The following is a 23,700-nucleotide window of genomic DNA, read 5'->3' as shown; positions in this document are numbered from 1 at the left end:
GAAATACCCGGCCGCCGACCCCCGCGAGGCCTGGCGCCGGACGAGACGTCCAGCCACACGCGTCGTCCACATCGCGTCATCTACTCGCCCAAGATCATTCGCGCGGCGTTCATCCTTCTTTCGGGGCAATTCGGACATGGGCCATACCCCGGAGTAGCCACATGTGTGACCTCTGTATGCTCCGCTCTCGCTCGATGGGAGTACCGATCCCCCGTCTGGGCGAGCCGTTGCGGTCGGGGCCTGTGGTCGCGAGCGGCACTGGCATTCGTGGTCCGTATCGGATGGGAGACACATGCACGGCAGGTCAGTTCTGGTTCGCGGTGGGATCGCGGTCGCTTCCGCGGCCGTCGCGCTGACGATGGCCGCTCCGGCCGCCCTCGCCGACGACGGCGCGGCGCGGGGCCGGGTCGTCGAAAGCGCCGGCACCGTGGGTTTCAGCGTCAACTTCGGGGACAGCAAAAACTATGTCGCGAAGCTGTTCGGGCTGAAGCTCTCGGACGGCAGCAAGCTCAAGATGTACTGCGTTCAGGTCGAGGTCGACATGCGTACCGACCAGGACATGATCGAGCGCCCGTGGAACAAGTACCCGGACGCCGCGTCGCCGTTCAACAAGAACAACGCGAAGATCAACTGGGTCCTGCACCACGGCTACCCGGCGATCGACGTGAAGTCGATCGAGGGCGTGCTCGGCAAGGAAGGCGTCAAGCTGACCGACGGCCTGTCCGTCGACGAGGCCGTGACCGCGACGCAGACCGCGGTCTGGCACTTCAGTGACGGCAAGGACCTGGACCGCAAGAAGCCCCTGCCCTACGAAAACGCCGAAGAGTCCGCCGACGTGCTGGCGCTCTACGACTACCTCACCGGCAAGGACAACGTCGGCATCGGCCAGCAGCCGAAGCCGACCCTCGACATCGGCCCGGCCAAGGCCAACGGCGCGCCCGGTACCCGGATCGGCCCCTTCAGCGTGGCCACCACCGGTGACATCACCGAGCTGACCAGCAAGCTGCCCGAGGGCGCCAAGGTCACCGACGCCGACGGCAAGGAGATCAAGGCCGCCGCCATCAAGGACGGCACCAAGGTCTACATCGACGTCCCCAAGGACGCCAAGGACGGCAACGGCTCGTTCACGCTGAAGGTCAGCGGCCACCTCGACACCGGCCGCCTGTTCGTGGGCGAGAACTACGCCAAGGTCCCCGCGCAGTCGCTGATCGTCGCGGAGTCCGAGAAGACCTCGGTCGTCGCCAACGCGACCGTGAACTGGAAGCAGGGCGGCGCCCCCGCGACCGAGACCCCGGCCCCCACCACACCCGGTGGCGCCGAATCGGGTGGCGGCAACGAGCTGGCCAACACCGGTGCTTCCGCGACCCTGCCGCTGATCATCGGCGGCTCGCTCCTCGGCGCGGGCGTGCTGATGGTGCTGCTGGTGCGCCGTCGCCGTAGCCAGGCGTAACAAGCGATTCCCAGAACGGGGCCGGTCCACTGTGGACCGGCCCCGTTTTCGTCGACCGGCCGCAGTCGCCGACCCTGATCGCATTGCCCGCTTTTGTGCTGGATCACAACACCGAGCCGCCGGAGTCGTGCTCCGTCCAAATCGGAACTCGTCGCGAAGAAAAACTGTCGAAATCGCGTCGACAAATCATGTACGCGTCTGTACATCACCGGTTACCGGCTGGTAGGTTCCGAGCGTCCAAACGTGCTCCACTTCATGATTCAAAGGGGAGTCATGATCCGAAAGCCCGCTCGCCTGCTGACCGTCGTGCTCGCGCTCGTCTTCACTTTCGCCGCCGCGCCCGCCGCCACAGCCGCCCCCAGGACAGATCCCTTCTACAGCTATGACGGCGCCGAACCGCTGTCGTCGTACAGCCCGGGAACCGTGCTGAAAACCCGGACGCTGAATTACCATGTCATCGGTATTTCCACGCCGCTCAAGGTGACCCAGCTGCTCTACCGGACCACCGACGCACTCGGGAAGCCGTCCGCCAACGTCACTTCCGTGGTGCGCAGCCTCACCGGCGACAGCACCAAAGCCGTTTCGTACCAATCGTTCTATGATTCGCTCAATCCCGAGCACGGCCCGTCACGGGCGATCGCCGGTGGCGTCTCGCTCGGTGGCCTGATCGCGAACGCGGAATCCCTGCTCATCGCTCCGTCCCTGTTGCAGGGCTACAACGTCGTCATTCCCGACACCGAAGGCCAGGACGCGAACTTCGCGGCAGGGCCCGAATACGGGACGAACACCCTGGACTCGATCCGCGCCGCGACGCGGGCGCCGGAAACGGGGATGAACGACAAGACCCGGTTCGGCCTCCTCGGCTATTCGGGTGGCGCCATCGCGACCGGCTGGGCGGCCGCGCTCGCGCCGGATTACGCGCCCGACGTCAACAAGAACCTCGTCGGGTTCACCGAAGGCGGCGTGCTCGTCAAGCCGTCGCACAACCTGAAGTACGTCAACGGAAGCGTCGCGTGGACGGGGGTCATCCCGATGGCTCTCATCGGTGTCACCCGGTCTTTCGACATCGATCTCACGCCGTACGCGAATTCCTACGGCCTCCAGGTGCTCAAGGACATGGAGAAGGCGTCGATCGTCGACGCGCTCGGCCGTTATCCCGGGCTCACCTGGGAAAAGTTCGTCAAACCCGAGTACACCAATCCGAATACGGTGCTGCCGTACGTCGAGGCCGTGAACAAGGTCAATCTCGGTTCGGCGCCGACGCCCACCGTCCCAGGTTTCATCGCGCAGGGGAACAACGGCGTCCTGGAAGGCACTTTCGGCAATCCGCCGGGTATCGGCACCGGTGACGGCGTGATGGTCGCGGGTGACGTGCGGTCCTTGGCGCGGCAGTACTGCGAGACCGGCAACAAGTCGATCAAGTACGACCAGTACAACACGCTGAGCCACGTCGGGGCGGCCGTCGCCTGGGCGCCGCAGGCGATCCTCTGGATCAACGACCGGTTCGCGGGCAAATCCGCGCCGTCCACCTGCGGGAAGATCGCGCCCGGCAATTCGCTGGCCCCGGAGGTGCCGGTCGGCTGACCGCGCTCGTCCACTGTGCCCGGCCGTGCCCCATGGCCGGGCACAGTCGCGGGTGGGAGGCCAACACGCCACCTATGCCGTGCCCACCACGTTCCACCGCACCGTGTTCCACCGCACCGTGCCCGCGTGAAAGCCCCCTTCCCTCGGCTGAGCCGAGGGAAGGGGGCCTTCACGCGGCAGCGCTGTGGCTGATGACGCCCATTGGTCTGCACCACCTGAAGCGGTACCGTGCCGCACGTGACCGAGCAGGACCGCGCCACCCGCAAACTGCCGAAGGGCCCGCACAACCTCAGCCGTGACGAGGTCGCCGGCACCCAGCGGGCGAGGCTGATCGACGCCGTCCTGGAGAACACCGGCGAACGCGGCTACGTCGCCACCACCATCGGTCACATCACCGCCACCGCGGGCGTTTCGCGGACGTCGTTCTACGAACAGTTCGACGGCAAGCAGGACGCGTTCCTCGCCGCCTATCGCGAGATCACCACCGAGTTCATCGCGCAGGGCGCCGCCGCGGGCGCCGAGGCCGCGACTCCGCTGGACGCCGTCGCCGCGTGCTGTGACTTCCTCGTCGACTACGTGCACCGCCGTCCGACAGCCGTCCGCGCCGTCCTGCTGGAGATCTACGCGCTCGGCGACGCGGGGCTCGAAGCGCGGGAGAACACCTTGCGCGCCGGGGAAGCCGTGTTCGTCCGGACGGCGAAATGGGTGCGTACCACCGATCCCGCGCTGCCGCCACCGCCGCCGTTCACCGCGCGGACGGTCGTCGCCGCCACGATCGAGCTGATCACCCAGGCCATCTGGAACGGCACCGAAGACGCCTACGGCCAAGCGCGCGAAGCCGTCCGCTACACCTGGCTGCTCGGCTTGTTCGGGCACCGGAGCGTCGACGCCTGATCACCCGCGGGCGAGCCGCCGTTCGAAGTGGACGATCAGTTTCGGGTAGCGGCGCGGGAGCAGCCGGACGAGCCTGTCGACCAGTTTCGCGTCGTTTCCGACGAGCACGCGCGGTTTCCCGGCTTCGACGCCGTCGACGATGACGCGGGCGGCCTGATCGGCGGGCATCTTCAACAGCTTTTCGTTGTACAGCCGGACACGTTCCACCTGCTCGGCGGTGGGCTCGATGCCGCGGGCCTGAGCTTCCTTCAACGCCGACGAGGCGATCCCGGTCTTGACCCCGCCGGGGTGGACGACCGTCACCCGCACCGGATGCCTGCCCGCGATCATCTCGGTACGCAGTGCTTCGGTGAACCCGCGGACGCCGAACTTGCTGGCGCAGTAGGCACTGAGCGTCGGCTGGGCCATGAAGCCGTTGAGGCTGGAGACGTTGACGACCTGGCCGTCACCGGAGTCGATCAAATGCGGCAGGAAAGCCTTGGTGCCGTTGATGACGCCGAAGAGGTTGACCGCGAGCGTCCGGTCGTAGAGTTCCCATTCGGCGTCGAGGACGGTCTGCCCGCCACCGGCGACCCCGGCGTTGTTGTAGATCTGGTGCACCACACCGAACTGCCCGGCGACCGTGGCCGCGTACTCCTGGACGGCCGCCCGGTCGCTGACGTCCAGTGCGGCTCCCCGCACTTCCACGCCAAGGGCCTTGACCTCGGCGACGGCCCCGGCCAAACCCGCTTCGTCCACATCGGACACCGCGAGCCGGGCTCCGCGCCTGCCCAGTTCGAGGGCCAGCTGACGGCCGATGCCGGAACCGGCGCCGGTGACGACGGCGACCTTGCCGCGAACGCCGCTCATCGCTGCTCTCCGGTGGGGTCCAGCGCCAGTCCGGCGGTGAGTTCGACGAGCCGGTCGACGAGGTCCGGGGCGATGTGGTGACCCATCCCGGCGATTTCGACGTAGCGGGCGCCCTTCACGGCCTTCGCGGTGGCCCGTCCGCCGGTGTGGTGGACCATCCGGTCGGTGTCGCCGTGGACCACGATGGTCGGGCAGGTGATGCGGCCGAGTTCGGCGGTGCGGTCACCGCTGGCCTGGATCGCGCCGATCTGGCGGGCGATGCCGCTGCGTGCCCGCCTCCCGCCCGCCCGTTCCCACAGGCCGGTGGCCCAGGCCGTTTCGACGTCCTTGTCCAGGGGGAAAGTGGCCGAGCCGAGGTGGCCCGTCATCGCCAGATGCCCGGTCACGGACTCCTCGACAGTCCGGGCGGGCCGCCTCGCCATGCGCAGCAACGTCGACCGCGCCGGCTGCCCGACCCGGCGGTGGCCGGTGGTGGAGAAGATCGACGTCAGCGACAGGACGCGGCCGGGATTCCGGGCGGCGACGGTCTGGGCGATCATGCCACCCATCGACATGCCGACCAGATGCGCTTCCCCGACACCGAGGTGGTCGAGCAGGCCGACGGTGTCCGTCGCCATGTCCCCGAGGTCGTAGGCGTCCGGCAGCGGCCGGGCCAGCAGCTGCCGGAGTTTGCCCGGATTCGGCGCCTTGACGCGATCCGAGCGGCCCGCGTCCCGGTTGTCGAACCGGATGACGCGGAAGCCGCGGCGGGCGAAACCCTCGGTCATTTCCCGCGGCCACGACGTGAGGTCGAGGCCCAGCCCGGCGATCAGCACCAAGGGCGTGCCGTCGGCGGGTCCGTCCTCGCGGTAGCAGATCCGCGGGCCGCCGGGCAGGTCGGCGAAGTGGTCGGTCATGAGCTCACCGGTTCCCTGACCGCGGCGCGGGAGAAGTGCAGCTCAGGGTCGGTGATGTCGTCCGCGCGCAGCAGTTTGATGTCGGAGTGATAGCTCATCGAGGTCAGCCACGGCATCCGGTCGCCCTGGCGCGGCAGCTGGTCGAGCGCACGCTGGACGTACCCGGCGGCGAAGTCCAGGAACGGCTTCGTCGGCATGTCCGGATCGGCGAGGACGGGACGGCAGACGTCGTAGCCGTGGTTGTCCATATGCGCGAGTAGACGGCAGAAGTGCTCGCACAGCAGGCCGATCTTGAGCGTCCACGACGAGTTCGTGTAGCCGATCGCGAAGGCGGCGTTCGGCACGTCCGAAAGCATCATCCCCTTGTATGCGACGGTTTCCGGCATGCTGACCGGTTTGCCGTCGACGCTGAAGGTCGCGCCGCCGAACACCTGGAGGTTCAGTCCGGTGGCGGTGACGATGATGTCCGCCTCCAGTTCGCGGCCCGATTCGAGCAGGACGCCCTTCTCGGTGAAGGTCGAGATCTTGTCGGTGACGACGTCGGCCTTGCCCTTGCGGATGGCGGCGAACAGGTCGCCTCCGGGCACCGCGCACAGCCGCTGGTCCCACGGGTCGTACGGCGGGTTGAAGTGCTCGTCGACCGGATAGCCCTGGGGAAGCTGCTTCTTGTTGACGTAGCGGATGAGCGACCGGGCGGTCTTGGGGAACTTCTGGCAGAACTGCCAGACCGCGAGGCCCTTGCGGATGTTCTTGCGGCGGGTGAGCGAGTAGGCCCGCTCGTCGCCAAGGATCTTGCGGAGGCCGTTGGCGATCTTGTCCTCGCGCGGCACCGGCATGACGTAGGTCGGGGTGCGCTGCAACATCGTCACGTGCGCCGCTGTCGGCGCCATCGCCGGGACTAGGGTGACCGCGGTGGCGCCACTGCCGATCACGACGACCCGCTTGCCCGCGTAATCAAGGTCCTCCGGCCAGTGCTGCGGGTGCACGATCGTGCCGGTGAAACGCTCGCGGCCTTCGAAGTCCGGGGTGAAGCCCTCGTCGTAGCGGTAGTAGCCGCCGGCGTTGAACACCCAGCCCGCGCTCAGCTGGGTGCGCTCGCCGGTGTCGGTCCGCTCGATCTCGAGCAGCCAGCGCCTCTCGTCACTCGACCAAGCCGCCGAAAGCAGCTTGTGGTGGTAGCGGATGCTGGGTTCGAGGCCGTTTTCGGTGACCGTCTCACGCAGATACGACAGGATGCGGGGCGCGTCGGCGATGGACTGCCTGTCCCGCCACGGCTTGAACTCGTAGCCGAAAGTGTGGAGGTCGGAGTCCGAGCGGATGCCGGGATAGCGGAACAGGTCCCAGGTGCCGCCGGACGCGCCACGGGCCTCCAGGATGGCGAACTTCTTGCCGGGGAGCCCGGTCTTCAGGTAACGCGCGGCCCCGATCCCGGAAATCCCGGCACCGATGATGACCACGTCGAGGTGCTCGACGGGTGTGCTCGTCGTCATGCGGTACTCCAGCCTCGTCTCGGTTACCCCCACGATGCGGGGCCACCGGGGGATTGCGCTAGCACTATCTGCACCATCATCATGGACCCATGGTGCAAAGTGCCGCAGCGCCGTGGCCGACCCTGTCCCCCGAGGCGCGAGATCTCTTCCGGCGCGGCGCGGAGATCGTCCTGCATCCGCGCGCCGAGTGGATCGAGGAACTGCACGAGGCCTCGCTGGGCGGGGACAGCATGCGCGCGGTCGCCGAGGACCCCGTGCTCACCGAGGGCACCAAACGCGCGAACCTGGCGAATCTGCTGCATTGGGCGGCCGCCAACGTGCAGCATCCCGGCAGGCGGGTCTCGGCCAACCTCAACCAGGAGGTGCTGGACGGCGCCCGCGACATGGTGCGCCGGGGCTTCGATTCCGGCGGCCTCGACGCCTACCGGCGGGCGCAGGGCGTGGCCTGGCGCCGGTGGATCGAGATCTGCTTCGAGCTCACCGCCGACCCCGTCCTTCTCCGCGAACTGCTGGACGTCTCCGCACTGTCGATCACCACGTTCATCGAGGACACCGTGGCGGCGGTGTCCGAGCGGATGGCCGCCGAACGCACCGAACTGACCCGCGGCGCCCACGCCGAACGGCGCGCCGCGGTCACGCTGCTGCTGGAGGGCGCGCCCATCAGCCGCCTCCGCGCCGAAGCCCAGCTGGGCTACCCGCTCGCGGGCCCGCATACGGCCGCGATCGTGTGGAGCGGGTCGGCCACGCCGTCGTCCCAGCAGCTCGAAACCGCCGCGGAAACGCTCATGCGGGCGAGTGGCGCCTCACACCGGCTGACCGTCGTCGCCAGCGCCGCCGCCCTCTGGGTCTGGCTGCCCGGCCGGACCCCGCCGCGAGCCGACCAGCTCGCCGGAGACCTCGCGCCGCATCCCGACGTCCGGGTGGCGCTGGGGCGGCCCGGCAGCGGCATCGACGGCTTCCGCCGCAGCCATCTGGACGCCGCCGCCACCCAGCGGATGCTCGCCCGGCTCACCTCACCGCAGCAGATCGCGCGGTACCAGGACATCCAGTTGCTCGCACTGCTCACCGTCGACCCGGCCCAGGCCGACGAATTCGTCGCCGACACCCTCGGCGAACTGCGGCACGCGGACGCCGAGACCCGGGAGACCGTCCGGACCTACGTGCACGAACTGGGCAACACGACGCGGACCGCGGAACGGCTCTACACCCACCGGAACACCGTCGTCCGGCGGCTGGCGCGGGCCGACGAGCTGCTCCCCCGGCCGTTGGCGGAGAACGCGGTGAACGTGGCCGTCGCGCTGGAGACGTTGCGGTGGCTGGGAAGTGGCGCGTGACGCACGCCGTCGGAACTGCTCGTCGGAGGAGGACGAGATCCGGAAGCCGTGTCCCGTCCGGTCATCGGCGCAGCGCACCCCGTTCTCACCGGACTGGCGCGTCCGCCGCGGGCGCGCTCGTGCAACCACTCACCGCCAGGACCAGAGCCGCCACTGCCACCACGAAACGCTTCACCTACTCTCCTCACCGCACAGGAGTCGTGACGACGGGGGAATGCGTTACGGCACCGGGATTTCGCCCGGCTACTCGACGTCCTCCGGATGAGCCAGCGGGAGGTCCAGGTTCCGCAGCATGGCGCGTTGTTCGGCGTTCAACGTGCTCTCGATCGTGATGGTGAACGGGGGTGTTTCCTTGCGGGAATGGAGGAAATTGCCCCACGCGATGCCGAGGTTGGCCAGCCCGGTCAGCGAGCCGATGGACATGCAGATGACCTCGAAGGGCCCAAGATGACCCGAATCCGACGATCCTGCCGAGCTGATCGTCGCGGACCGGGCCACGTCGGCGTCGTCGCGAAGCCAGTTATAGAACTCTTTCAGCCCTTGTTCGTCGCCGGCGGCGTTGATCGTCAGCTCCACGGGACCTCCACTCGAAAGTGACTTCCCTAGATGTCGCGGCCTGGGCTCAGGGCGTAACAGGAAATCCGTCCCGAGACCTGACCGGTGGTTCCCGTTGACCGGCCGGTGATGAAACCCGGAGCATGAAAGACATCCCGGATCCGGCGCAGGGCCGATCCCGAGGGCGGGCAACGATGTCATCGCTGATCCTTTTCGTCTTTTCCCTGACCCTGGCAGCGATTCCCGTACCGGCGGCGAAACCGGTGGCCGCCGCGGCCGTCACCAATGGTCTGTACCGGGTGATTCCGTTTGGCTGCAACGGTCCCGGGCCGTCGCTGAGTGGCGCCTCGGCAGTGGGATGATCACCGGCTCCGGTCTGGTCAACGACGGCCAGCAGGTCTGGACCTGCAATCAGGGCCTCGGCATCGGCGGTCTCGTCGAAGTCTGGTGTGCCACCGGGGAAACCCGCTGACTCGACGCCGCCCGGCGGTGACCGGTCCGGTCCTGACCAGAAAAGGGGTACTCACCGAATCCGGTGATATCGGCCAAAACTACTGTGACGACAACCAGAAGCAGTTCAAAGGTAACTTCCACGCTTCCTCGCCGATCTGGCGAACGCGACGAATTCGGCCGCGTACCGGGACTTCGCGCGGCGGCAGGCGGACTCGCTCTGGACGTCCGATCGCGACTCACCGAACCGGCGCGCTGGAACCGAGTGGGTCGGTCGCAGCAGCGTGGATTGGCCTCCTGACGATGCCGGAATCGAGACACTGAACGATTCCTGCATCGTCAAACCCCGGACCGGTCCGGGGTAGGCCGACACCTTTGCGTCACCCCTCGACAACCCGAACCGCCACTCACGACCCACGCGACCTGACGACCGGCCGCCGCCTCCCCCGCCGGCCGCCCACAACCTCTAGATTGAGCACATGGTTTCCACCGCTGAGAAGGCCACCCGGCTGCAGGAGCTGCACGCCGCCCCCGAACTACTGCTCGTCGTCAACGTCTGGGACGCGATCACCGCGAAGGTCGTCGCCGAAACCCCGGGCACGCAGGCGCTCGCCACCCCGAGCCACGGCATCGCCGCCTCCCGCGGCTATCCCGACGGCGAGAAGATCCCCCGCGACCTGATGATCGCCGAGGTCGCCCTCATCGTCCGGACGGCGGGCGACCTGCCGGTCACCGCGGACCTGGAGGCGGGTTACGGCGACCCGGGCGGCACGGTCGCCCGCGCGATCGAGGCCGGCGCGGTCGGCTGCAACCTCGAAGACCAGATGAAGCCGCTGGACGAGTCGGTGAAGGCCGTCGAGGCCGCCGTCGCCGCCGCTCAGTCCGCGGGCATCGACTTCGTGCTCAACGCCCGCACCGACGCCTTCCTCAGGGCGGGCGACCGTGACCCCGAGGAGGTGCTGGCCGAGGCGATCACCCGGGGCCGCGCGTATCTGGACGCGGGCGCGTCGAACGTCTTCGTGCCAGGCAAGCTCGACGAGACCCAGGTCGGCAGGCTGGTCGAGGCGCTGGGCGAGCGCAAGGTGAACCTGATCGGCGTCCCGGGCTCGATCTCGCTGGCGACCGCGCGGGAACTCGGCGTCTCCCGGGTGTCCTACGGGCCGTTCGCCCAGAACGTCGCGCTCACCGCGCTGGCCAAGCTCGCCGAGGACGTCTACGCCGGCGGCGGCCTGCCCGCCGACATGCGCAAACTCAACTGACGTAACCGGGAAGAGCGATGGCGTCCGAGGGTGGGTTGGTGAAGCGAGCCGCGATACGGCCCGCCCTCGGACCGGCCGCGAGTCCCGCGAGGGCGTGAAGCAGGCCGATACCGGCGCGGCTCCTCGGAGCCGCCAGCCGCGGCGCGATCCATGGGACCTTCTGTGCCTGACCGACATACGGCCGCATGATCGTCTCATAGGACTGGAAAGCGGCACGGTGGCCGGGGTGACGGCTGAGTTCCCCGGCGAGCACGTAGGCGCCGACGAGGGCGAGGCTGGTTCCCATGCCGCTGAGCGGCGAGGCGCAATAGGCGGCGTCCCCGACGACGGCGATCCGGCCGCGTGACCACTGGCCGAGGCGCATCTGGCCGACCGATTCGAAGAAGTAGTCGGGTGTGCCGCCCAGTTCGCCGAGCACGCGCGGGGTCTCCCAGCCCGCGTCGGCGTAGTGACGGCGCAGGAACTCTTGCTGTGCGGGAAAGTCCAGCCGTTCGAGCCCCGGCCGCCGGAGCAGGAACGACAGCGAGGCGCGTGTGGTGCCCTGGTTGTCGGGGCGCAGGAGGACGACCCGGCGGCCGGGTGCGTTGTACCAGCGGGCCCAGCGGCCGTCGGATTCCTCCCGCGGGATGGTGAAGTAGGCGGTGTAGAGGCCGAACGACCTGGTTCGGGCGATGTCGGCGAACACGAGGTCGCGGGTGCGCGAGCGCAGGCCGTCGGCGAGGACGACGAGAGCGAAACGCCGTCCGGGACCGGAGCGGAAGGTGACGTCCACGCCGTCACCGGTGTCGGTCAGGCCGGTGATCTCGTCGCCGAAGACGTACTCGGTGTCCTCGCGGGTGCTCCGGTAGAGCAGGCCGGCGAGTTCGCCGCGCAGGATTTCCAGTTCGGTGACGAACCCGTCGCCGTCGAGGGCGTCGGTGCCGAACGACGCCCGGACGCGGCCGCGCCGGTCGATGAACCGCAGTCCCTCCTCGTGGGTGACGCGGTCGCGCGCGGCTTGTTCCAGTCCCATGCGTTCGACGACGGTGCGGCCGGCGCCGCGCAGGTCGACGGTCTGCCCGCCGAGCCGCGGCCCCGGCGCGCGTTCGACCACGGTCGTGGTCATGCCGTGGCGGCGGAGCCAGAAAGCGAGCGCCGGTCCGGCGATACCCGCGCCGGAGATCAGGACGTCGCTCATCGGGCGCCTGCCGGTGCCGCCGCGACGACCGCTTCGGTTTCGTCGGGCCGGGCCCGGCGCGGGAACAGCGGTGAGATCAGCAGGAACAGTCCGATGACCACCGCTTGGACCACGAGCGCGTCGCGGAAGCTTTCGGTGGGCTGGGTGACGTCGGCGAAGAACACCGTGCTGAACACCGCGACCCCGACCGAGCCCCCGATCGCCTGGACGGCGGTGAGCACTCCGGACGCGGAGCCGACCTCGTCGTCGGCGACGGCGCCGAGCACGGTGTTGAACACCGCCGCGATCACGATGCCCGCGCCGATCCCGGCGACCACGCCGCCGGGCACGATCAGCCAGATGGTGAACTCACCGGTTCCGGACAGGGCGAGCCACAGCCAGGCCACACCGGCGAACTGGACGACGGCGCCCGCCTGCAGGACGGCCCTGCCGAGTTTGGCGGCGAGCAGTCCCCCGCTGACACCGCCGCCGACGGCGGTGCCCAGCGCGACCGGCAGGTTGCCCAGCCCGGCCTCCCCCGCGGTGAAACCCTGGCCGATCTGCAGGAAGAACGTCAGCACCAGCTGGGTACCGATCAGGCCGCCGAAGAACAACGCGACCGCGGCCAGCCCGACGGTGAACGCTGGTTTGCCGAACAGGGCCGGGGTGACCAGCGGTGCCCGGTCGAGGCGCACGATCCGCCGTTGCCACAACGCGAAAGCGATATAGCCGAGCGCCGCGGCTCCCAAGGACAGCCAAGTCCACCAGGGCCATCCCGCCGCCTGTCCCTCGTTGAGCGGGAGGACCAGCAGCGCGGAAGCGGCCGCGACGAGGACCGCTCCGGCGATGTCCACCCGCAGACCCGGCGTTCCGGCGGCGCGGGGAACCAGCCGCCAGGCCAGCACCAGCGCGGCGAGCCCGACCGGGACGTTGACCAGGAACACCAGCCGCCAGCCGAGGCCGGACAGATCCCAGTCGACCAGCGCGCCGCCCAGCACCGGACCCAGCACTCCGCCGAGTCCCAGCACCGGCCCGAAAACGGCGAGTGCCTTGGTGAGGTCGCGCGGCGAGAGGTTGTCCCGCAGGATGCCGAGCCCCTGCGGCAGCATCATCGCCCCCGCCACGCCCTGGATCAGGCGGAAGGTGATCAGCAGGCCGACACTCGGCGCGATCGCGCACAGCAGGGAGGCGACGGTGAAAGCCACGAGCCCGAACAGGAACATCGGGCGGCGGCCGTAGCGGTCGCCGAGCCGTCCGCCCAGCACGAGGCCCGCGCCGAGGCTCAGGGCGTAGCCGCCGATCACCCACTGCAGGCCGACCGGGGTCGTGCCCAGCGATTTTTCCAGCGACGGGCCAGCCACGTTGACGATCGTCGAGTCGAGCAGGTCCATCAGTTCGACGACGAGCACCGTGGCCAGCAGCCACCAGACCGCTCGCGGAGACGTCTTCTCCTCGGGTACCGACATGGTTCGTTCACTCCGAATTCTGGTGCGGGGAATGATCAGCTCTCTGGCAGGGAATCCGCGGTGTCGGTGTAGATCCGCACGACGCCGGTCAGGAAGTTTTCGACGACGTCACGGTCGTCGGGGCTCAGCGCCTCGACAAGGCTCTCCACGCCGCTGAGCAGCGGATGAAGTCGCTCGAAGATCTTGGCCATCGACTCTCGCACCGGCTCGACCAGCACTTTGCGGCGGTCGGTCGCGTGTGGCTTCCGGACGATGTGCCCGGCTTTCTCGAGCCTGTCGACGATGTGGGTGCTCGCCGCCGTCGAGACCCGCAGCCGATCCGCGAGTTCCTTCGCCGTCAGGGGTCCTTCGCTGGTGAGGTGCTCCATCGCCGACAGGTCGGTGGAGTTGATCCCCAGCGCTCCGCTCAGGCGCTTCTCGATCACCCGCGTGAGCGTCCCGACTTCCTGCAGCCGCTCCATCACGGAGTTGCCCACGCCTGGGGAGTCGACCTGCCACGAGCCTGCTGAAGTCATGCCAGAAAGCTTACTAGATAAGTCACTAATTAGGTTAGTGATATTGTGTGACGGTCGGCACCCCTACCGGGACGATCCACAAGGGACGATTGCCGTCCGCGGCGAGCCACCGGGCCGGCCGATGCCGGACCAGTCTGGTCGTGAGTGGTGAGAACGGTTCTGTTGACAGGCGAGGCACCGCGGCGTGCGGCCCCTGTCCGCGAAGGATTACTGCGGAAAATACCCACAGAAGTCCACAGGAGACCTGCTTGGCTGCTCCCATGCCGAACAAGTTGACCACCGCGGTCGCCGTCGCCGTGATGTCGCTCGCCTTCGCCGCTCCCGCGAACGCCGAGACCAGGTACTACCAGCAAACGGTCACCGGATCGACCAAGGCCGAGTGCGAAACCGCCGGTTCCCAGCTCGCCCAGCAGAAGCGGGCCGAAGGCTTCCTGGTCACGTGGACCGGATGCGGGTACCGGAACTTCCAGTACAGCGGGCTGGTCGGCTGGTCGGACTGAGCTCCCCGCCGTCACGGACCGGCGGCGATCTTCACCCCGCTGTAGGGTTTTCCCATGGTGCGCGGAGTCGGCCGGACCGAAGGGATCTTGCTGGCAGGCGTGGTGCTCGCGGTGCTCGTGGCGACCGGGATCCAGGCCAGGTCGCCCGGCACGTGGTTGCTGGAAGTCGTCTGGGTGCTGATCGGGCTGCCGCTGGTGGTGGCGCTGCGCAAACGTTTTCGCCTGACCCGTTTGCTCTGCTGGCTGCTGGTGCTGCACGCGATCGTGCTGTGTTACGGCGGCCAGTACACCTACGCGGAAACACCGGCCGGGGAATGGGTGCAGCACTGGCTGGGCACTCGACGGAACAACTACGACCGGTTCGCCCACGTCGTCCAGGGCTTCGTCCCCGCCATCGCCGTGCGCGAAGTGCTGCTGCGCCGCACACCGCTGCGGCCCGGCGGCTGGGTGGCGTTCCTGACCGTATGCGTCTGCCTGGCGATCGCCGCCTGTTTCGAGTTCGTGGAATGGTTCAGCGCGCTGGCCGCCGGGTCGGGCGCGGACGATTTCCTCGCCACCCAAGGAGATGTCTGGGACACGCAGTGGGACATGGTCCTCTGTCTGTGCGGTGCGGTGCTTTCCCTGCTGATCTGGCGCCGGGTCCACGATCGGCAACTCGGCGCGGGTTACAGTGGCCCGCGTAAGAAGGGGGAACCGTATGACGCCGCGGGTCGGTGAGGACTTCGGCGGTTTCCGGATCGACGGGATCATCGGCCGCGGCGGAATGGGCGTGGTCTATCGCGCGTGGCAGCATCGCATGCGGCGGCCGGTGGCGCTGAAGGTCCTGCCGCCCCACTACGCCGAAGACCCGGTCTACCGCGAGCGTTTCGGCCGCGAGGCGGCGGCGCTGGCGCGGCTCGATTCGCCGCATGTCGTCGCGGTCCACGACCACGGCGAGGTGGACGGCTGCCTGTACCTGGCGATGCAGCTGGTCGACGGGCCCGATCTGGCCAGGGTGCTCGAAGCCGGGCCGATGAGCCCGGATCGGGCGTTGTCGGTGGTGGACCAGATCGTCTCCGCGCTCGGCGACGCGCACGCCATCGGTGTCGTGCACCGGGACGTCAAATCCGGCAACGTCCTGCTGCGGCCCCGTGCCGAGCACCACGACGAGGATTTCGCCTATCTGTGCGACTTCGGCATCGCGCGGTCGGCCGAGATCGACCAGGGCGCGGAGACCAGCGGGGTGATCGGCACCGTCGGCTACATGGCGCCGGAACGTCTTCGCGGCGAACCCGCCACCGCCGCTTCGGACGTCTACGCGGTGGGCTGCCTGCTGTGGGTGGCGCTGACCGGCGAGCTGCCCTATCGCGGCAGCCAGCCCGAGGTGATCGTCGCGCACGACCGGGCACCGATCCCGCAGCTCACGGTGGGCGATCCGCGCACCGCGGCGGTCAATGATCTGCTGAAGTCGTTGCTGGCCAAGGATTCTCGCAACCGCCCGACGGTGCGCGAAGTACGCGACCGCATCCGGGCCATCCGCGCCGACGCGCCACTCGCCGCCATCGCCGCTGCCGTCGAGCCGCCTCGCCGCCGCCGGACCGGTTTGGTGGCGGGCCTCGTGGCCGGGGCCGCGCTGATCGTCGCGATCGTCCTCGCGGCGGTCTTTTTGATGTCGCCGGGAGCACCCGCCGCCGACCGCGTCGGCCGCAGTACGCCGACCGGGCTCACCTGCGCGCCGGTGACGGCGGCCGACGAGGGTGTCCGCGCGCAGGCCGTCTGCCGGACCGGCGGCGAAACCGGCGAACTCCGGATCTCCGCGCTCGACGACGCCGACGCGGCCACCGCCTACCTGCGCACCGGCGCGGGAACGGACCCGGCCGGGCTCACCGCGGGCGAATGCCCCGGTGACCTGCCCGCCAAGCAGTCCTGGTCGCGCGACGGGCATCAGGGCACGCTCGTGTGCACGGTGCTCGGCACGACCACGCGATACGCCTGGACCGACGACGAACACGCGACCGTGTCGGTGCTCGACGGCAAGGTCGGCACGCCCTATCCCGCCGACCTCCGCGCCGTCGAGGACTTTTTCGCGGCGCTCCGCTTGCCTCAGTAACCGCGAGGGCTGATTCAGCGCGAGCCGCGCTGCCAGCGCTCCAGCAGCGCCTCCGGTGAAGATCCAGGTGCGCCGAAGTAGTAGCCGTAGACGAGTTTCGCGTCGTCGTCGAAATAGAGGGTGGGGCTGCGGTCGTCCGCCGTGACGAACCGGATGAACTGGCCGACGGCCGGGCCGCCGTGCCGGTTCCAGGTGCGCACGTCGACGGTGCCGGGCACCACGCCACCGTTGGAGGAGTTCTCCGTGCGCAGCTTGATCAGGGCGTCGTGGTCGGAGGCGGTGCTGAACACCAGCATCGCGCCGTCGGCCAGCGGGCATTTGACCGTCTCGGCCGTGCCGGTGGTGGCGGGCACCGCCTTGCAGTCCGCCGACCGCTCGTTGAGGACGTGCGCCTGCGCGAGCTCCCAAAGCGTGCCGGAGGAGAACGCGGCCCCCGGCACCTCCGGGCGGTTGAGCACCCCGAACTTCCGCGCGTCGTAGAACTCCGCCAACGCCGGGAGCCCGGTCTTGGCCGCGGTCAGTGTCGCGCTGACCGCGCGGGGACTGTCGACGTCCCAATAGATCGTCGATTCACCGGAGGCCAGTTCCCGCATCGCGAACGCCGCACCCGCGCCCCCGGTGCTCGCCGAGCGCACCGCGCCCGCGGTGTCGGCGAGTTTCCGTGACTCGGTGAGCCTGCCCGGCACGTCGTAGGTGACCAGAGTGAGCGCGTACAGCCCGGCGTCGCAGCCGACTCGTTCCGTCTCGCCGGGTTTCGCGGGCTGTTGCGCGCACCGGACAGCGCCGTCGAGCAGACGGGCGCCGAGCGCGCGGTACCGGCCGGCGACCTGGTCGAGCGCGTACCGATCCGGCGGTGGTGCCGCGGGCCCTTCCTTGCCCTGGACGAAGAACACCACTCCGGTCGCGATCGCGGCCACCAGCAGTACGGCGCCGCCGATGAACCACTTCGCGCGGCCGCGAGGGGGAAGCTGCCGTGTCGGCCGGTTCGGCGGGCCGTCCCAGGTGAGCCGGTTCTCCGCGAGCGTCGGGTTCAGCGGCGGCCCGGTCGGGTCGGGATCGTGCGGCAACGGCGCTTCCTGCGTTCCCGAACCGCGCATCGCGGCCACGAGCGAGTCGATTTCCGCCGGGCTGAAGGCGTTTCCGGACTGCTCCAGCGCGGACCGGAGCGCCACCGGATCGGTCAGGGCGTGGCGTCCGAAGCGGCGTGCGACTTCGGCGAGGCGGGGGTCGTGGTCGTCCATCACGCGTCCGGATCCGCCCAGAACTCGCGGAGCACCTGCTGATCGTCGGTGCCTGCCTGCATGTAGACCGCGACGCCGGTGGAGTCCTCGTCGAAGTAGAGCCGGGCGTAGCCGTTTTCCGGCTCCAGGAACCGGATCCGGGTACCGTGCCCTTCGCGCGGGGTGCCGACCGGGATACCCGCGCGGATTCCCGGCTGACCCGGCACGTACTCCCACCGCAGGGTGCGGATCGAGCCGGGCCGCGCGCCGTCGTTGTCGGTCTGCAGGACCTTGCGCAGCGCGGTGAGCTGTTTGGGGAAGAACAGCACGCGGAAGCTCGCGATGATGCCGGAACCCAGGTCGCAGTTGACGGTTTCCCGGACACTCACGATGGATTCGGCCCGCTTGCAGCGGACGTCGGGCCGATCGAGGTACGGCTTCGCGGCGGCGAGCAACTCCGGATCCTCGAAGGCCGCGGCCGCCTCCTCGGGCACCGGGGACGGAGAGGGTTCCGCCTGAGGCGCCGACCCCAACGGCCCCGAAGAGGGCACGGACGAAGACGGCGGCGCGACCGGTGGCTTGTCGGCGGCACCCGGCTCGCCGCCACTGCGGAGCGCGAGCGTCACACCCGTCGCGGCGAGGGCCGCCACCACCACGACGACACCGGCGATCACGGCGATCCGCTTGCCGCGCTTCGGCTTTTCCCCGGTCAGGACGGTGGTCAACGCGGTGGTCGGCTCGTCGGCCCCGGTGTCCCGGGGGAGATAGCCGAGTGCCGCGCCGAGTTGCCCGCAAGCCCATTCCGCCCCGGCATCGCCGCCGCAGGCCGCTGTCGCGACCCGGAGCGCTTCGGCCGGGCCACCCCCGTTTTCGAGCACGGCACGCATCCGCGCGGGCGCGGCCGCCCCCGCCGCCGCGGCGAGCGCGCTGATCTCGGCGTCCGGTGGCGGGTCGGGAAGGCTGCGCAGCGCGCCGGTGAGCACGATCGGGTCGGACAACGCGTCGCGCCCGTGCCGGTCCACCACGTTCTCGAGTGCGGTCAAGGTGGTCATGAGGGCCAGTTAAGCCCATGCCGCTTCAAGATCGCTTTAGTACTGGGATGATCGTGCCGTGACGGTGGAGGTGCGGTTGCTGGGGCCGGTGGAGCTGGCCGTCGACGGCGTGCCCGCCACCCCTGGTGGGCTGCGGCCCCGCGCGGTGCTCGCCGTACTGGCCGCCTCCGGGGGAGCGCCGGTCAGCGCGGGCAAACTGGCGGAGGCGATCTACTCCGACACCGGCAAACCCGCGTCTCGCTCGACCGTCCAGGTCCACGTGCACAATCTGCGGCAAACCCTGGGGCCGTACGGAGAATCCCTGCGGCACGGGACGGCGGGGTATCAGCTTCTGGGCGTCCGCGCCGATCTCCGCGAGGCGGAAGACCGGATCGGCCGGGCGAGGGCCGCCGAACAGGCCCGCGACACCGGAGGCGCGGCGGCCGGATACCGGCGGGCTCTCGAAGTGTGGCGGGGCCCGTTCTGCGCCGACCTGCCCGACCACACCGCTCTCGACCCCGCGCGCACGCTCTACGAGGGAATGCGCTGGGAGGCGCTGGAAGCGCGGATCGCCGCGGACCTGCGCGCGGGCGACGTGCCAGGGCTGGTTCGCGAACTCGAGGAACTGGTCGCGGATCATCCGCTGCGGGAACGGTTCTGGGGACAGCTGATGGTCGCGCTCTACCAGGACGGCCGTCAAGCCGAGGCGCTGGACCGGTTCCGGCAGGCCCGGCGGGTGCTGGCCGAGGAAGCGGGTGTCGATCCGGGTCCGGCGTTGCGGGAACTGGAACGCGCCGTCCTCGCCCACGCCGGGACGGCGACGCTGCTGCGGGTCGCCGCCCCCGGCGCCGCCGGATCCGGGCAACCGGCACTGACCTGGGTCGACGGCGTGGGCCGGGCCCGCCTCCGTGAACTGCCCACGCTGGGGCGGCTGGTCATCGGCCGCGACGCGAGTGCCGACATCGCGCTGCGTCACGACGGCGCCGTATCCCGCGAGCACGCCGGAATCACCGTCGAGGCGGGCGATCCCGTCCTGACGGATCTCGGTTCCCGCAACGGAACCTTCCACAACGGCGAGCGGATCACCGGACCGGTCCCGCTCGTCCCCGGCGACCTCGTCCGCTGCGGCGACACGGTGCTGGCGGTGACGAACGGCGGCGCGCCGGTCAGCGCGGTGGATGGAACCACCCGCTCGTGACCGCGGTTTTCGGCCGTTTTCCCAGCGCTGCCAATGGGTTCGGGCTATTGAGGGGTGCGGCGAAGGTAACTCCGGGTGTGGGACCGGTGGATTTCGGGTCAGCTGACTTCCGAACCGGATCCGCCATTCACGCGTACGACACCTTGACGTAATTTCGGAAGGCGTCGCCTCCGGTCCGCCAGTGCCCGCCGAGCCGTCCTGTGATGTGTTTCATGACGGTGACTCGCAGGATCCGTTTCCGCTGGCAAGCGCCCGAGCGGGTCCTCGCGTCGCGGGCGGGCGTCCCGGCGGAGTTCGGAAAACCCCAGGTCGGCGCCAAGGTCGAGTTGAGTGAAGGGGGTCGGTGTGGATAATTCGCCCCATGACGAACGCGCCTTCGGATGAGGCTTCCGCGACGTTCAAGGCGTTCTTGAAGACCTACCGCGTTCGCGCCGATCTCACGCAGGAAGAGCTCGCTGAAGGGTCAGGCGTCAGTGTCCGGGCCATCAGCGACATGGAACGGGGCGTCGCGAAGAGCCCGCAGCGCCGGACGATCGAGGCGCTCGCCACCCCTTTGGCCTTGACCGACGAAGAGCTGACCCAGCTGCAAAAGATCGCGAAGCAGGGTCGCGTCCAGCCGGCGATCACCGTCTCGGCCGCGCCCGCCGGGATCTACGACCCGCCTCTCGTCGGCGCGTTGCCCCCTGACCTCGACGATCTCACCGGACGCGAGCGTGACCTCGACGCGTTGCGCGCGCTCACCGACGATCTGAGGGGTAGCCACCGGCGGTCGGGGCACGTCGCGGTCCTGAGTGGGCCACCCGGCACCGGCAAGACGAGTCTCGCGGTGAGAACCGCCCATGATCTCGCCGACGACTTCCCCGACGGGCAGCTTTTCCTGAAGCTGCGCGGGATGTCGTCCGAACCGAACGATCCGGCGGACGTGCTGCATCTGATCCTGAGGTCGCTGGGCGTCGACGCCGTCCAGGTCCCCGCCGAGCTGGAGCACCGCGCGAGCCTGTGCCGGTCCTTGCTGAAGGATCGCGCCACCCTGATCGTCCTCGACGACGCGGCCAACGAGGCGCAGGTGCGCCCGCTGCTGGTCGGCGGGCAACGCTGCCTCACCGTGGTCACCAGCCGTCAGATGCTGGTGGGGCTCGAACGGGCGGGCAGGCTCACCCTCGACGTGCTCGAACAGCATGACGCCGTCGCGCTCCTGGCCAGCATCGTCGGGCCGTCGCGGGTCGCGCAGGAACGCGCGGCGGCGATCGAGCTGGTCGAGCTGTGCGGGCGGTTGCCGCTCGCGCTCCGCATCGCCGGGAACCGGCTCGCGAGTCGCCCGAGCTGGCCGTTGTCGCGTCTCACCGACCAGCTCCGGGATCGCGACAGGCGCCTGACGACGCTCACCGCCGGTGACCTCGACGTCCGCAGCGTCTTCGACTTGTCCTACCGTCAGCTCTCCCCCACGGCCGCCGCGGCCTTTCGGCGGCTTTCACTCGTACCGGCGGCCGATTTCTCCGACGCCGCCGCGATGACCCTCATCGAGGCGCCGGAGGAGGACGTGGCCGTCTACCTGGAGGAACTGGTCGACGCGAGCCTGCTGCAGACGTCACAGGACGTCGGCAGGTACCAGTTCCACGACCTGCTCAGGGTGTTCGCCACGGAACGGCTCGCCCAGGAGGAACCGCCCGAGGCGATCGAGGCGGCGGAGGGCCGTCTCGATCGGTGGCTCGTCCGGACGGCGACGGCCGCGGGACGCTACTTCCAGCCCTCCGGCGAGCTGACCGCTCCCCCGGTGCCGACGTGGTCGTTCGATGGTCCCGCCGGTGCGGGCCGGTGGCTCGAGGTGGAGACGAAGAACTGGTTCGCCGCCTTGAAGCGGGTCGCCGCCCGTGGCGATCACCGGCAGGTCATCGACCTGGCCGAGGCCATGCACTGGTACTCGGAGATCGGTGGGGCCGCGGCCACCTGGCACGGCGTCTTCGATCTCGCGCTGAAGTCGGCGCTCGCGATCGGCAGCAAGCGGGACGAGGCCGTCCAGCGCAACTTCCTGTCCTGGGTGCTGTCCACGCTCATCGGCCGGGTGGACGACGCCGTGCGGATGGCCGAGCAGGCCTTGGCGGTCGCGCTGGAGGTGGGCGATCTGCGTGAACAGGGCTGGGCGAAGATCTACCTCCTGAGTGCCCGGCTCCGTGGCGGCGACCTGCCGGATCCCCCCGACCTGTTCGATGATCTGGTGGCGTTGTTCGACGCGGCAGGCTATCCGCTCGGGCTTCATCTGGCGCGGGCGAGCCGGGCCACCCACTGGTCCGCGAACGGCCGGTTCGCCGAGGCGGCGGCCGAGTTCGAGACCTGTGTCCACTACTTCCGGCGACCGTGCGATGGCCCTCGCACCCTGGTGGACGACACCAACTACGCGTACCTGCTGCTGCGCTCGGCGCAGAACCTGGCCGCGCTCGGCGAACTCGACGACGCGCTCGGCCAAGGCGAAGAGGCGCTCGACCTGTTCCGGGCACATGGCGCGACGATGGGCCAGGCCCGTGCGCTCCAAGCCGGCGGCAGGTTCCTGCGACGGCGGGGAGATCACGCGAACGCGCGCGACAGACTGTCGGAGGCGCTCGCGTTGTTCGAACGGATCGGGCATCCACAGTCTCAAGTGGACACTCTGTGCGAATTGGCGTCCTTGTCCGACGAGGCGGGCGACCCGGTGTCGGCGCGTGGTGAGCGAGAACGCGCGCTGTCCCTTTGCGACAGCCTGGGCAGCGCCGAGGCCACGAAGTTGCGGGAGAGGTTGACCACCGAGCGCCTCAACGCTTCGTAAGCCGCTCAAGCGGAAGTGCGGGTGAGTTCCTCCCAGGTGATGTGGCCGAGGAGGACGTCCTGGACGGTGTAGCGGGGCGTGGGCTCGAACTCGGCGATGGTGGCCTGCCTGGCCTGCGGCCGACCGGCGGCGGCAGCGGCCGCGATCCGGCCGCCCAGTTCGGTCGCGTCCATCTCGCGAAGGTCGTCGCGGGACACGTACACGGCCACCATGTCCTCTTCCGACCGGGCGGGACGACCGGTGAGACCTTGGATTCGTAGCGACACGTCAACTCCTTTGGTTGAGCGGATCTGCGACTCTTGTTCCAGTAAACGGGGCCGGTGCTTCCGCGACCACGCGTAACGACCAGCAGAACGACCGGAGGAAGTCTCTTCCGGTGCCGGGGCTCCGGGTCAGCCCGCGCTCCACACCGGGCGACGGCCGGTGGACGGCGGCTCCAGCACGAAACCGACCGCGCGCTGGACGACGTCCGCCGCCACCGGTCCCGCCACCTGGCCACGCTCCCGGATGTGGCCGAGGAGCCGCGGTTCCGGCGCCAGCCCGTGGCGCTCCAGGTAGTAGGTCACGGTGTCGGTCCAGATCCATTCGCCGTCGGTGACGAAGTTCGTCGGCACGACCGCGGTGCGGTCCGGGTCGACCACGTCGTCCAGCAACGACGGCGTGACCAGGATGGGGGTGCCCCCGGCCAGGTACGCGACCAGTGCCTGGAGTTCCTCCCGGTCCTCGACGCGCGGGTGGTCGGGCGCGAAGCCCGGGCCGGTCTCGGGGTCGACGATGTCGAACACCCTCGCCAGGGTGAACTCCTCCGCTGTGGTCACCGGTTTCCTCCTGGTGAGGGGTGTGCTTTGCCTGATCAGCACATCTCATCCAGGCGGCGGACACCATGCAGGAGCGGCGGCAGAAACGTCCGGCAGTTCCGGTTTCCGAGGGCCGGGTGACCGCCGCCGAGCTGTCCTGAACGCCA

22 protein-coding genes are annotated in these 23,700 nt (G+C 69.4%); 11 read left to right on the top strand and 11 right to left on the bottom strand.

Annotation, left to right across the window (positions count from 1 at the left end; all coding sequences use genetic code 11):
* The first annotated feature begins 292 nt into the window (after positions 1 to 292).
* From BS329_RS34335 to BS329_RS34325, 3 genes are all read left to right on the top strand, one after another.
* Positions 293 to 1,450 carry a thioester domain-containing protein gene (locus BS329_RS34335; protein ID WP_076166567.1) on the top strand — a complete coding sequence of 386 codons (1,158 nt, stop codon included), beginning with the start codon at positions 293 to 295 and terminating at the stop codon, positions 1,448 to 1,450.
* Between the two features lie 273 nt (positions 1,451 to 1,723).
* Positions 1,724 to 3,034 carry a lipase family protein gene (locus tag BS329_RS34330; RefSeq protein WP_076166565.1) on the top strand — a complete coding sequence of 437 codons (1,311 nt, stop codon included), beginning with the start codon at positions 1,724 to 1,726 and terminating at the stop codon, positions 3,032 to 3,034.
* 237 nt (positions 3,035 to 3,271) lie between these two features.
* On the top strand, positions 3,272 to 3,928 hold the full coding sequence (locus BS329_RS34325; protein ID WP_244197404.1) for a TetR/AcrR family transcriptional regulator: 657 nt from the start codon (positions 3,272 to 3,274) through the stop codon (positions 3,926 to 3,928).
* Here BS329_RS34325 and BS329_RS34320 read toward each other — a convergent pair whose 3' ends face one another.
* From BS329_RS34320 to BS329_RS34310, 3 genes are read right to left on the bottom strand one after another with little or no spacing between them, the layout of a single operon-like run.
* On the bottom strand, positions 3,929 to 4,777 hold the full coding sequence (locus BS329_RS34320; RefSeq protein ID WP_076166560.1) for an SDR family NAD(P)-dependent oxidoreductase: 849 nt from the start codon (positions 4,775 to 4,777) through the stop codon (positions 3,929 to 3,931).
* Positions 4,774 to 5,673 carry an alpha/beta fold hydrolase gene (locus tag BS329_RS34315; RefSeq protein WP_076166558.1) on the bottom strand — a complete coding sequence of 300 codons (900 nt, stop codon included), beginning with the start codon at positions 5,671 to 5,673 and terminating at the stop codon, positions 4,774 to 4,776. Before BS329_RS34315 ends, BS329_RS34320 begins: the two co-directional genes overlap by 4 nt.
* A complete protein-coding gene (locus tag BS329_RS34310) occupies positions 5,670 to 7,163 on the bottom strand; it encodes a flavin-containing monooxygenase (RefSeq protein WP_076166555.1) in 1,494 nt (497 codons plus the stop codon). The genes BS329_RS34315 and BS329_RS34310 overlap by 4 nt, the downstream gene beginning before the upstream one ends.
* Before the next feature lie 89 nt (positions 7,164 to 7,252).
* On the opposite strand from BS329_RS34310, the gene BS329_RS34305 reads away from it, so the two are divergent.
* The gene (locus BS329_RS34305; RefSeq protein ID WP_076166551.1) at positions 7,253 to 8,497 is read left to right on the top strand and encodes a PucR family transcriptional regulator; all 1,245 of its coding nucleotides are present in this window, start codon (positions 7,253 to 7,255) and stop codon (positions 8,495 to 8,497) included.
* A gap of 243 nt (positions 8,498 to 8,740) precedes the next feature.
* On the opposite strand, the gene BS329_RS34300 is transcribed toward BS329_RS34305, so the two are convergent.
* The gene (locus tag BS329_RS34300) at positions 8,741 to 9,073 is read right to left on the bottom strand and encodes an effector-associated constant component EACC1 (protein ID WP_076166549.1); all 333 of its coding nucleotides are present in this window, start codon (positions 9,071 to 9,073) and stop codon (positions 8,741 to 8,743) included.
* A 173-nt stretch (positions 9,074 to 9,246) separates the two neighbouring features.
* Here BS329_RS34300 and BS329_RS43585 point away from each other — a divergent pair, with 173 nt between their 5' ends.
* Positions 9,247 to 9,414, top strand: a complete 168-nt coding sequence (locus BS329_RS43585; RefSeq protein ID WP_158075854.1) for a hypothetical protein — start codon at positions 9,247 to 9,249, stop codon at positions 9,412 to 9,414.
* A gap of 567 nt (positions 9,415 to 9,981) precedes the next feature.
* On the top strand, positions 9,982 to 10,761 hold the full coding sequence (locus BS329_RS34295) for an isocitrate lyase/PEP mutase family protein (protein ID WP_076166546.1): 780 nt from the start codon (positions 9,982 to 9,984) through the stop codon (positions 10,759 to 10,761).
* On the opposite strand, the gene BS329_RS34290 is transcribed toward BS329_RS34295, so the two are convergent.
* Genes BS329_RS34290 through BS329_RS34280 form a run of 3 tightly spaced genes read right to left on the bottom strand, consistent with a single transcriptional unit; the run spans position 10,754 to position 13,898 of the window.
* The gene (locus BS329_RS34290) at positions 10,754 to 11,938 is read right to left on the bottom strand and encodes an FAD-dependent monooxygenase (protein WP_076166544.1); all 1,185 of its coding nucleotides are present in this window, start codon (positions 11,936 to 11,938) and stop codon (positions 10,754 to 10,756) included. The two genes, BS329_RS34295 and BS329_RS34290, sit on opposite strands and share 8 nt — an antisense overlap.
* Entirely contained in the window at positions 11,935 to 13,383 is a 1,449-nt protein-coding gene (locus tag BS329_RS34285; protein WP_076166541.1) for an MFS transporter, read from the bottom strand. The genes BS329_RS34290 and BS329_RS34285 overlap by 4 nt, the downstream gene beginning before the upstream one ends.
* A gap of 35 nt (positions 13,384 to 13,418) precedes the next feature.
* On the bottom strand, positions 13,419 to 13,898 hold the full coding sequence (locus tag BS329_RS34280) for a MarR family winged helix-turn-helix transcriptional regulator (protein ID WP_076166540.1): 480 nt from the start codon (positions 13,896 to 13,898) through the stop codon (positions 13,419 to 13,421).
* A 260-nt stretch (positions 13,899 to 14,158) separates the two neighbouring features.
* Between BS329_RS34280 and BS329_RS34275 the strand changes: the two genes are divergently transcribed.
* From BS329_RS34275 to BS329_RS34265, 3 genes are read left to right on the top strand one after another with little or no spacing between them, the layout of a single operon-like run.
* Positions 14,159 to 14,398, top strand: a complete 240-nt coding sequence (locus BS329_RS34275; protein ID WP_076166538.1) for a hypothetical protein — start codon at positions 14,159 to 14,161, stop codon at positions 14,396 to 14,398.
* A 54-nt stretch (positions 14,399 to 14,452) separates the two neighbouring features.
* Positions 14,453 to 15,115: a DUF2238 domain-containing protein gene (locus BS329_RS34270; protein WP_076166537.1), complete on the top strand. Its 663-nt coding sequence runs from the start codon at positions 14,453 to 14,455 to the stop codon at positions 15,113 to 15,115.
* Positions 15,096 to 16,487, top strand: coding sequence for a serine/threonine-protein kinase (locus BS329_RS34265; RefSeq protein ID WP_076166533.1), 1,392 nt, complete (start codon positions 15,096 to 15,098; stop codon positions 16,485 to 16,487). The genes BS329_RS34270 and BS329_RS34265 overlap by 20 nt, the downstream gene beginning before the upstream one ends.
* 14 nt (positions 16,488 to 16,501) lie before the next feature.
* Here BS329_RS34265 and BS329_RS34260 read toward each other — a convergent pair whose 3' ends face one another.
* Both BS329_RS34260 and BS329_RS34255 read right to left on the bottom strand, forming a co-directional pair.
* Entirely contained in the window at positions 16,502 to 17,728 is a 1,227-nt protein-coding gene (locus BS329_RS34260) for a hypothetical protein (RefSeq protein ID WP_076166530.1), read from the bottom strand.
* Positions 17,728 to 18,759 carry a hypothetical protein gene (locus BS329_RS34255; RefSeq protein WP_076166528.1) on the bottom strand — a complete coding sequence of 344 codons (1,032 nt, stop codon included), beginning with the start codon at positions 18,757 to 18,759 and terminating at the stop codon, positions 17,728 to 17,730. Before BS329_RS34255 ends, BS329_RS34260 begins: the two co-directional genes overlap by 1 nt.
* 58 nt (positions 18,760 to 18,817) lie before the next feature.
* On the opposite strand from BS329_RS34255, the gene BS329_RS34250 reads away from it, so the two are divergent.
* Together BS329_RS34250 and BS329_RS34245 are read left to right on the top strand one after the other, a co-directional pair.
* Positions 18,818 to 19,936, top strand: coding sequence for an AfsR/SARP family transcriptional regulator (locus tag BS329_RS34250; protein WP_076166525.1), 1,119 nt, complete (start codon positions 18,818 to 18,820; stop codon positions 19,934 to 19,936).
* A gap of 361 nt (positions 19,937 to 20,297) precedes the next feature.
* On the top strand, positions 20,298 to 22,736 hold the full coding sequence (locus BS329_RS34245; protein ID WP_076166523.1) for an ATP-binding protein: 2,439 nt from the start codon (positions 20,298 to 20,300) through the stop codon (positions 22,734 to 22,736).
* 5 nt (positions 22,737 to 22,741) lie between these two features.
* Here BS329_RS34245 and BS329_RS34240 read toward each other — a convergent pair whose 3' ends face one another.
* Complete coding sequence (locus tag BS329_RS34240; protein WP_244197403.1) at positions 22,742 to 23,002, bottom strand: hypothetical protein; 261 nt, start codon at positions 23,000 to 23,002, stop codon at positions 22,742 to 22,744.
* 126 nt (positions 23,003 to 23,128) lie between these two features.
* A complete protein-coding gene (locus tag BS329_RS34235; protein ID WP_076166517.1) occupies positions 23,129 to 23,554 on the bottom strand; it encodes a hypothetical protein in 426 nt (141 codons plus the stop codon).
* Positions 23,555 to 23,700 lie beyond the last annotated feature (146 nt).

The organism is Amycolatopsis coloradensis (assembly GCF_001953865.1).
GTDB classification, from domain to species: Bacteria; Actinomycetota; Actinomycetes; order Mycobacteriales; family Pseudonocardiaceae; genus Amycolatopsis; species Amycolatopsis coloradensis.
Note: the sequence above shows the minus strand (reverse complement) of the source record. Positions and strands in the feature narration are given on the sequence as shown.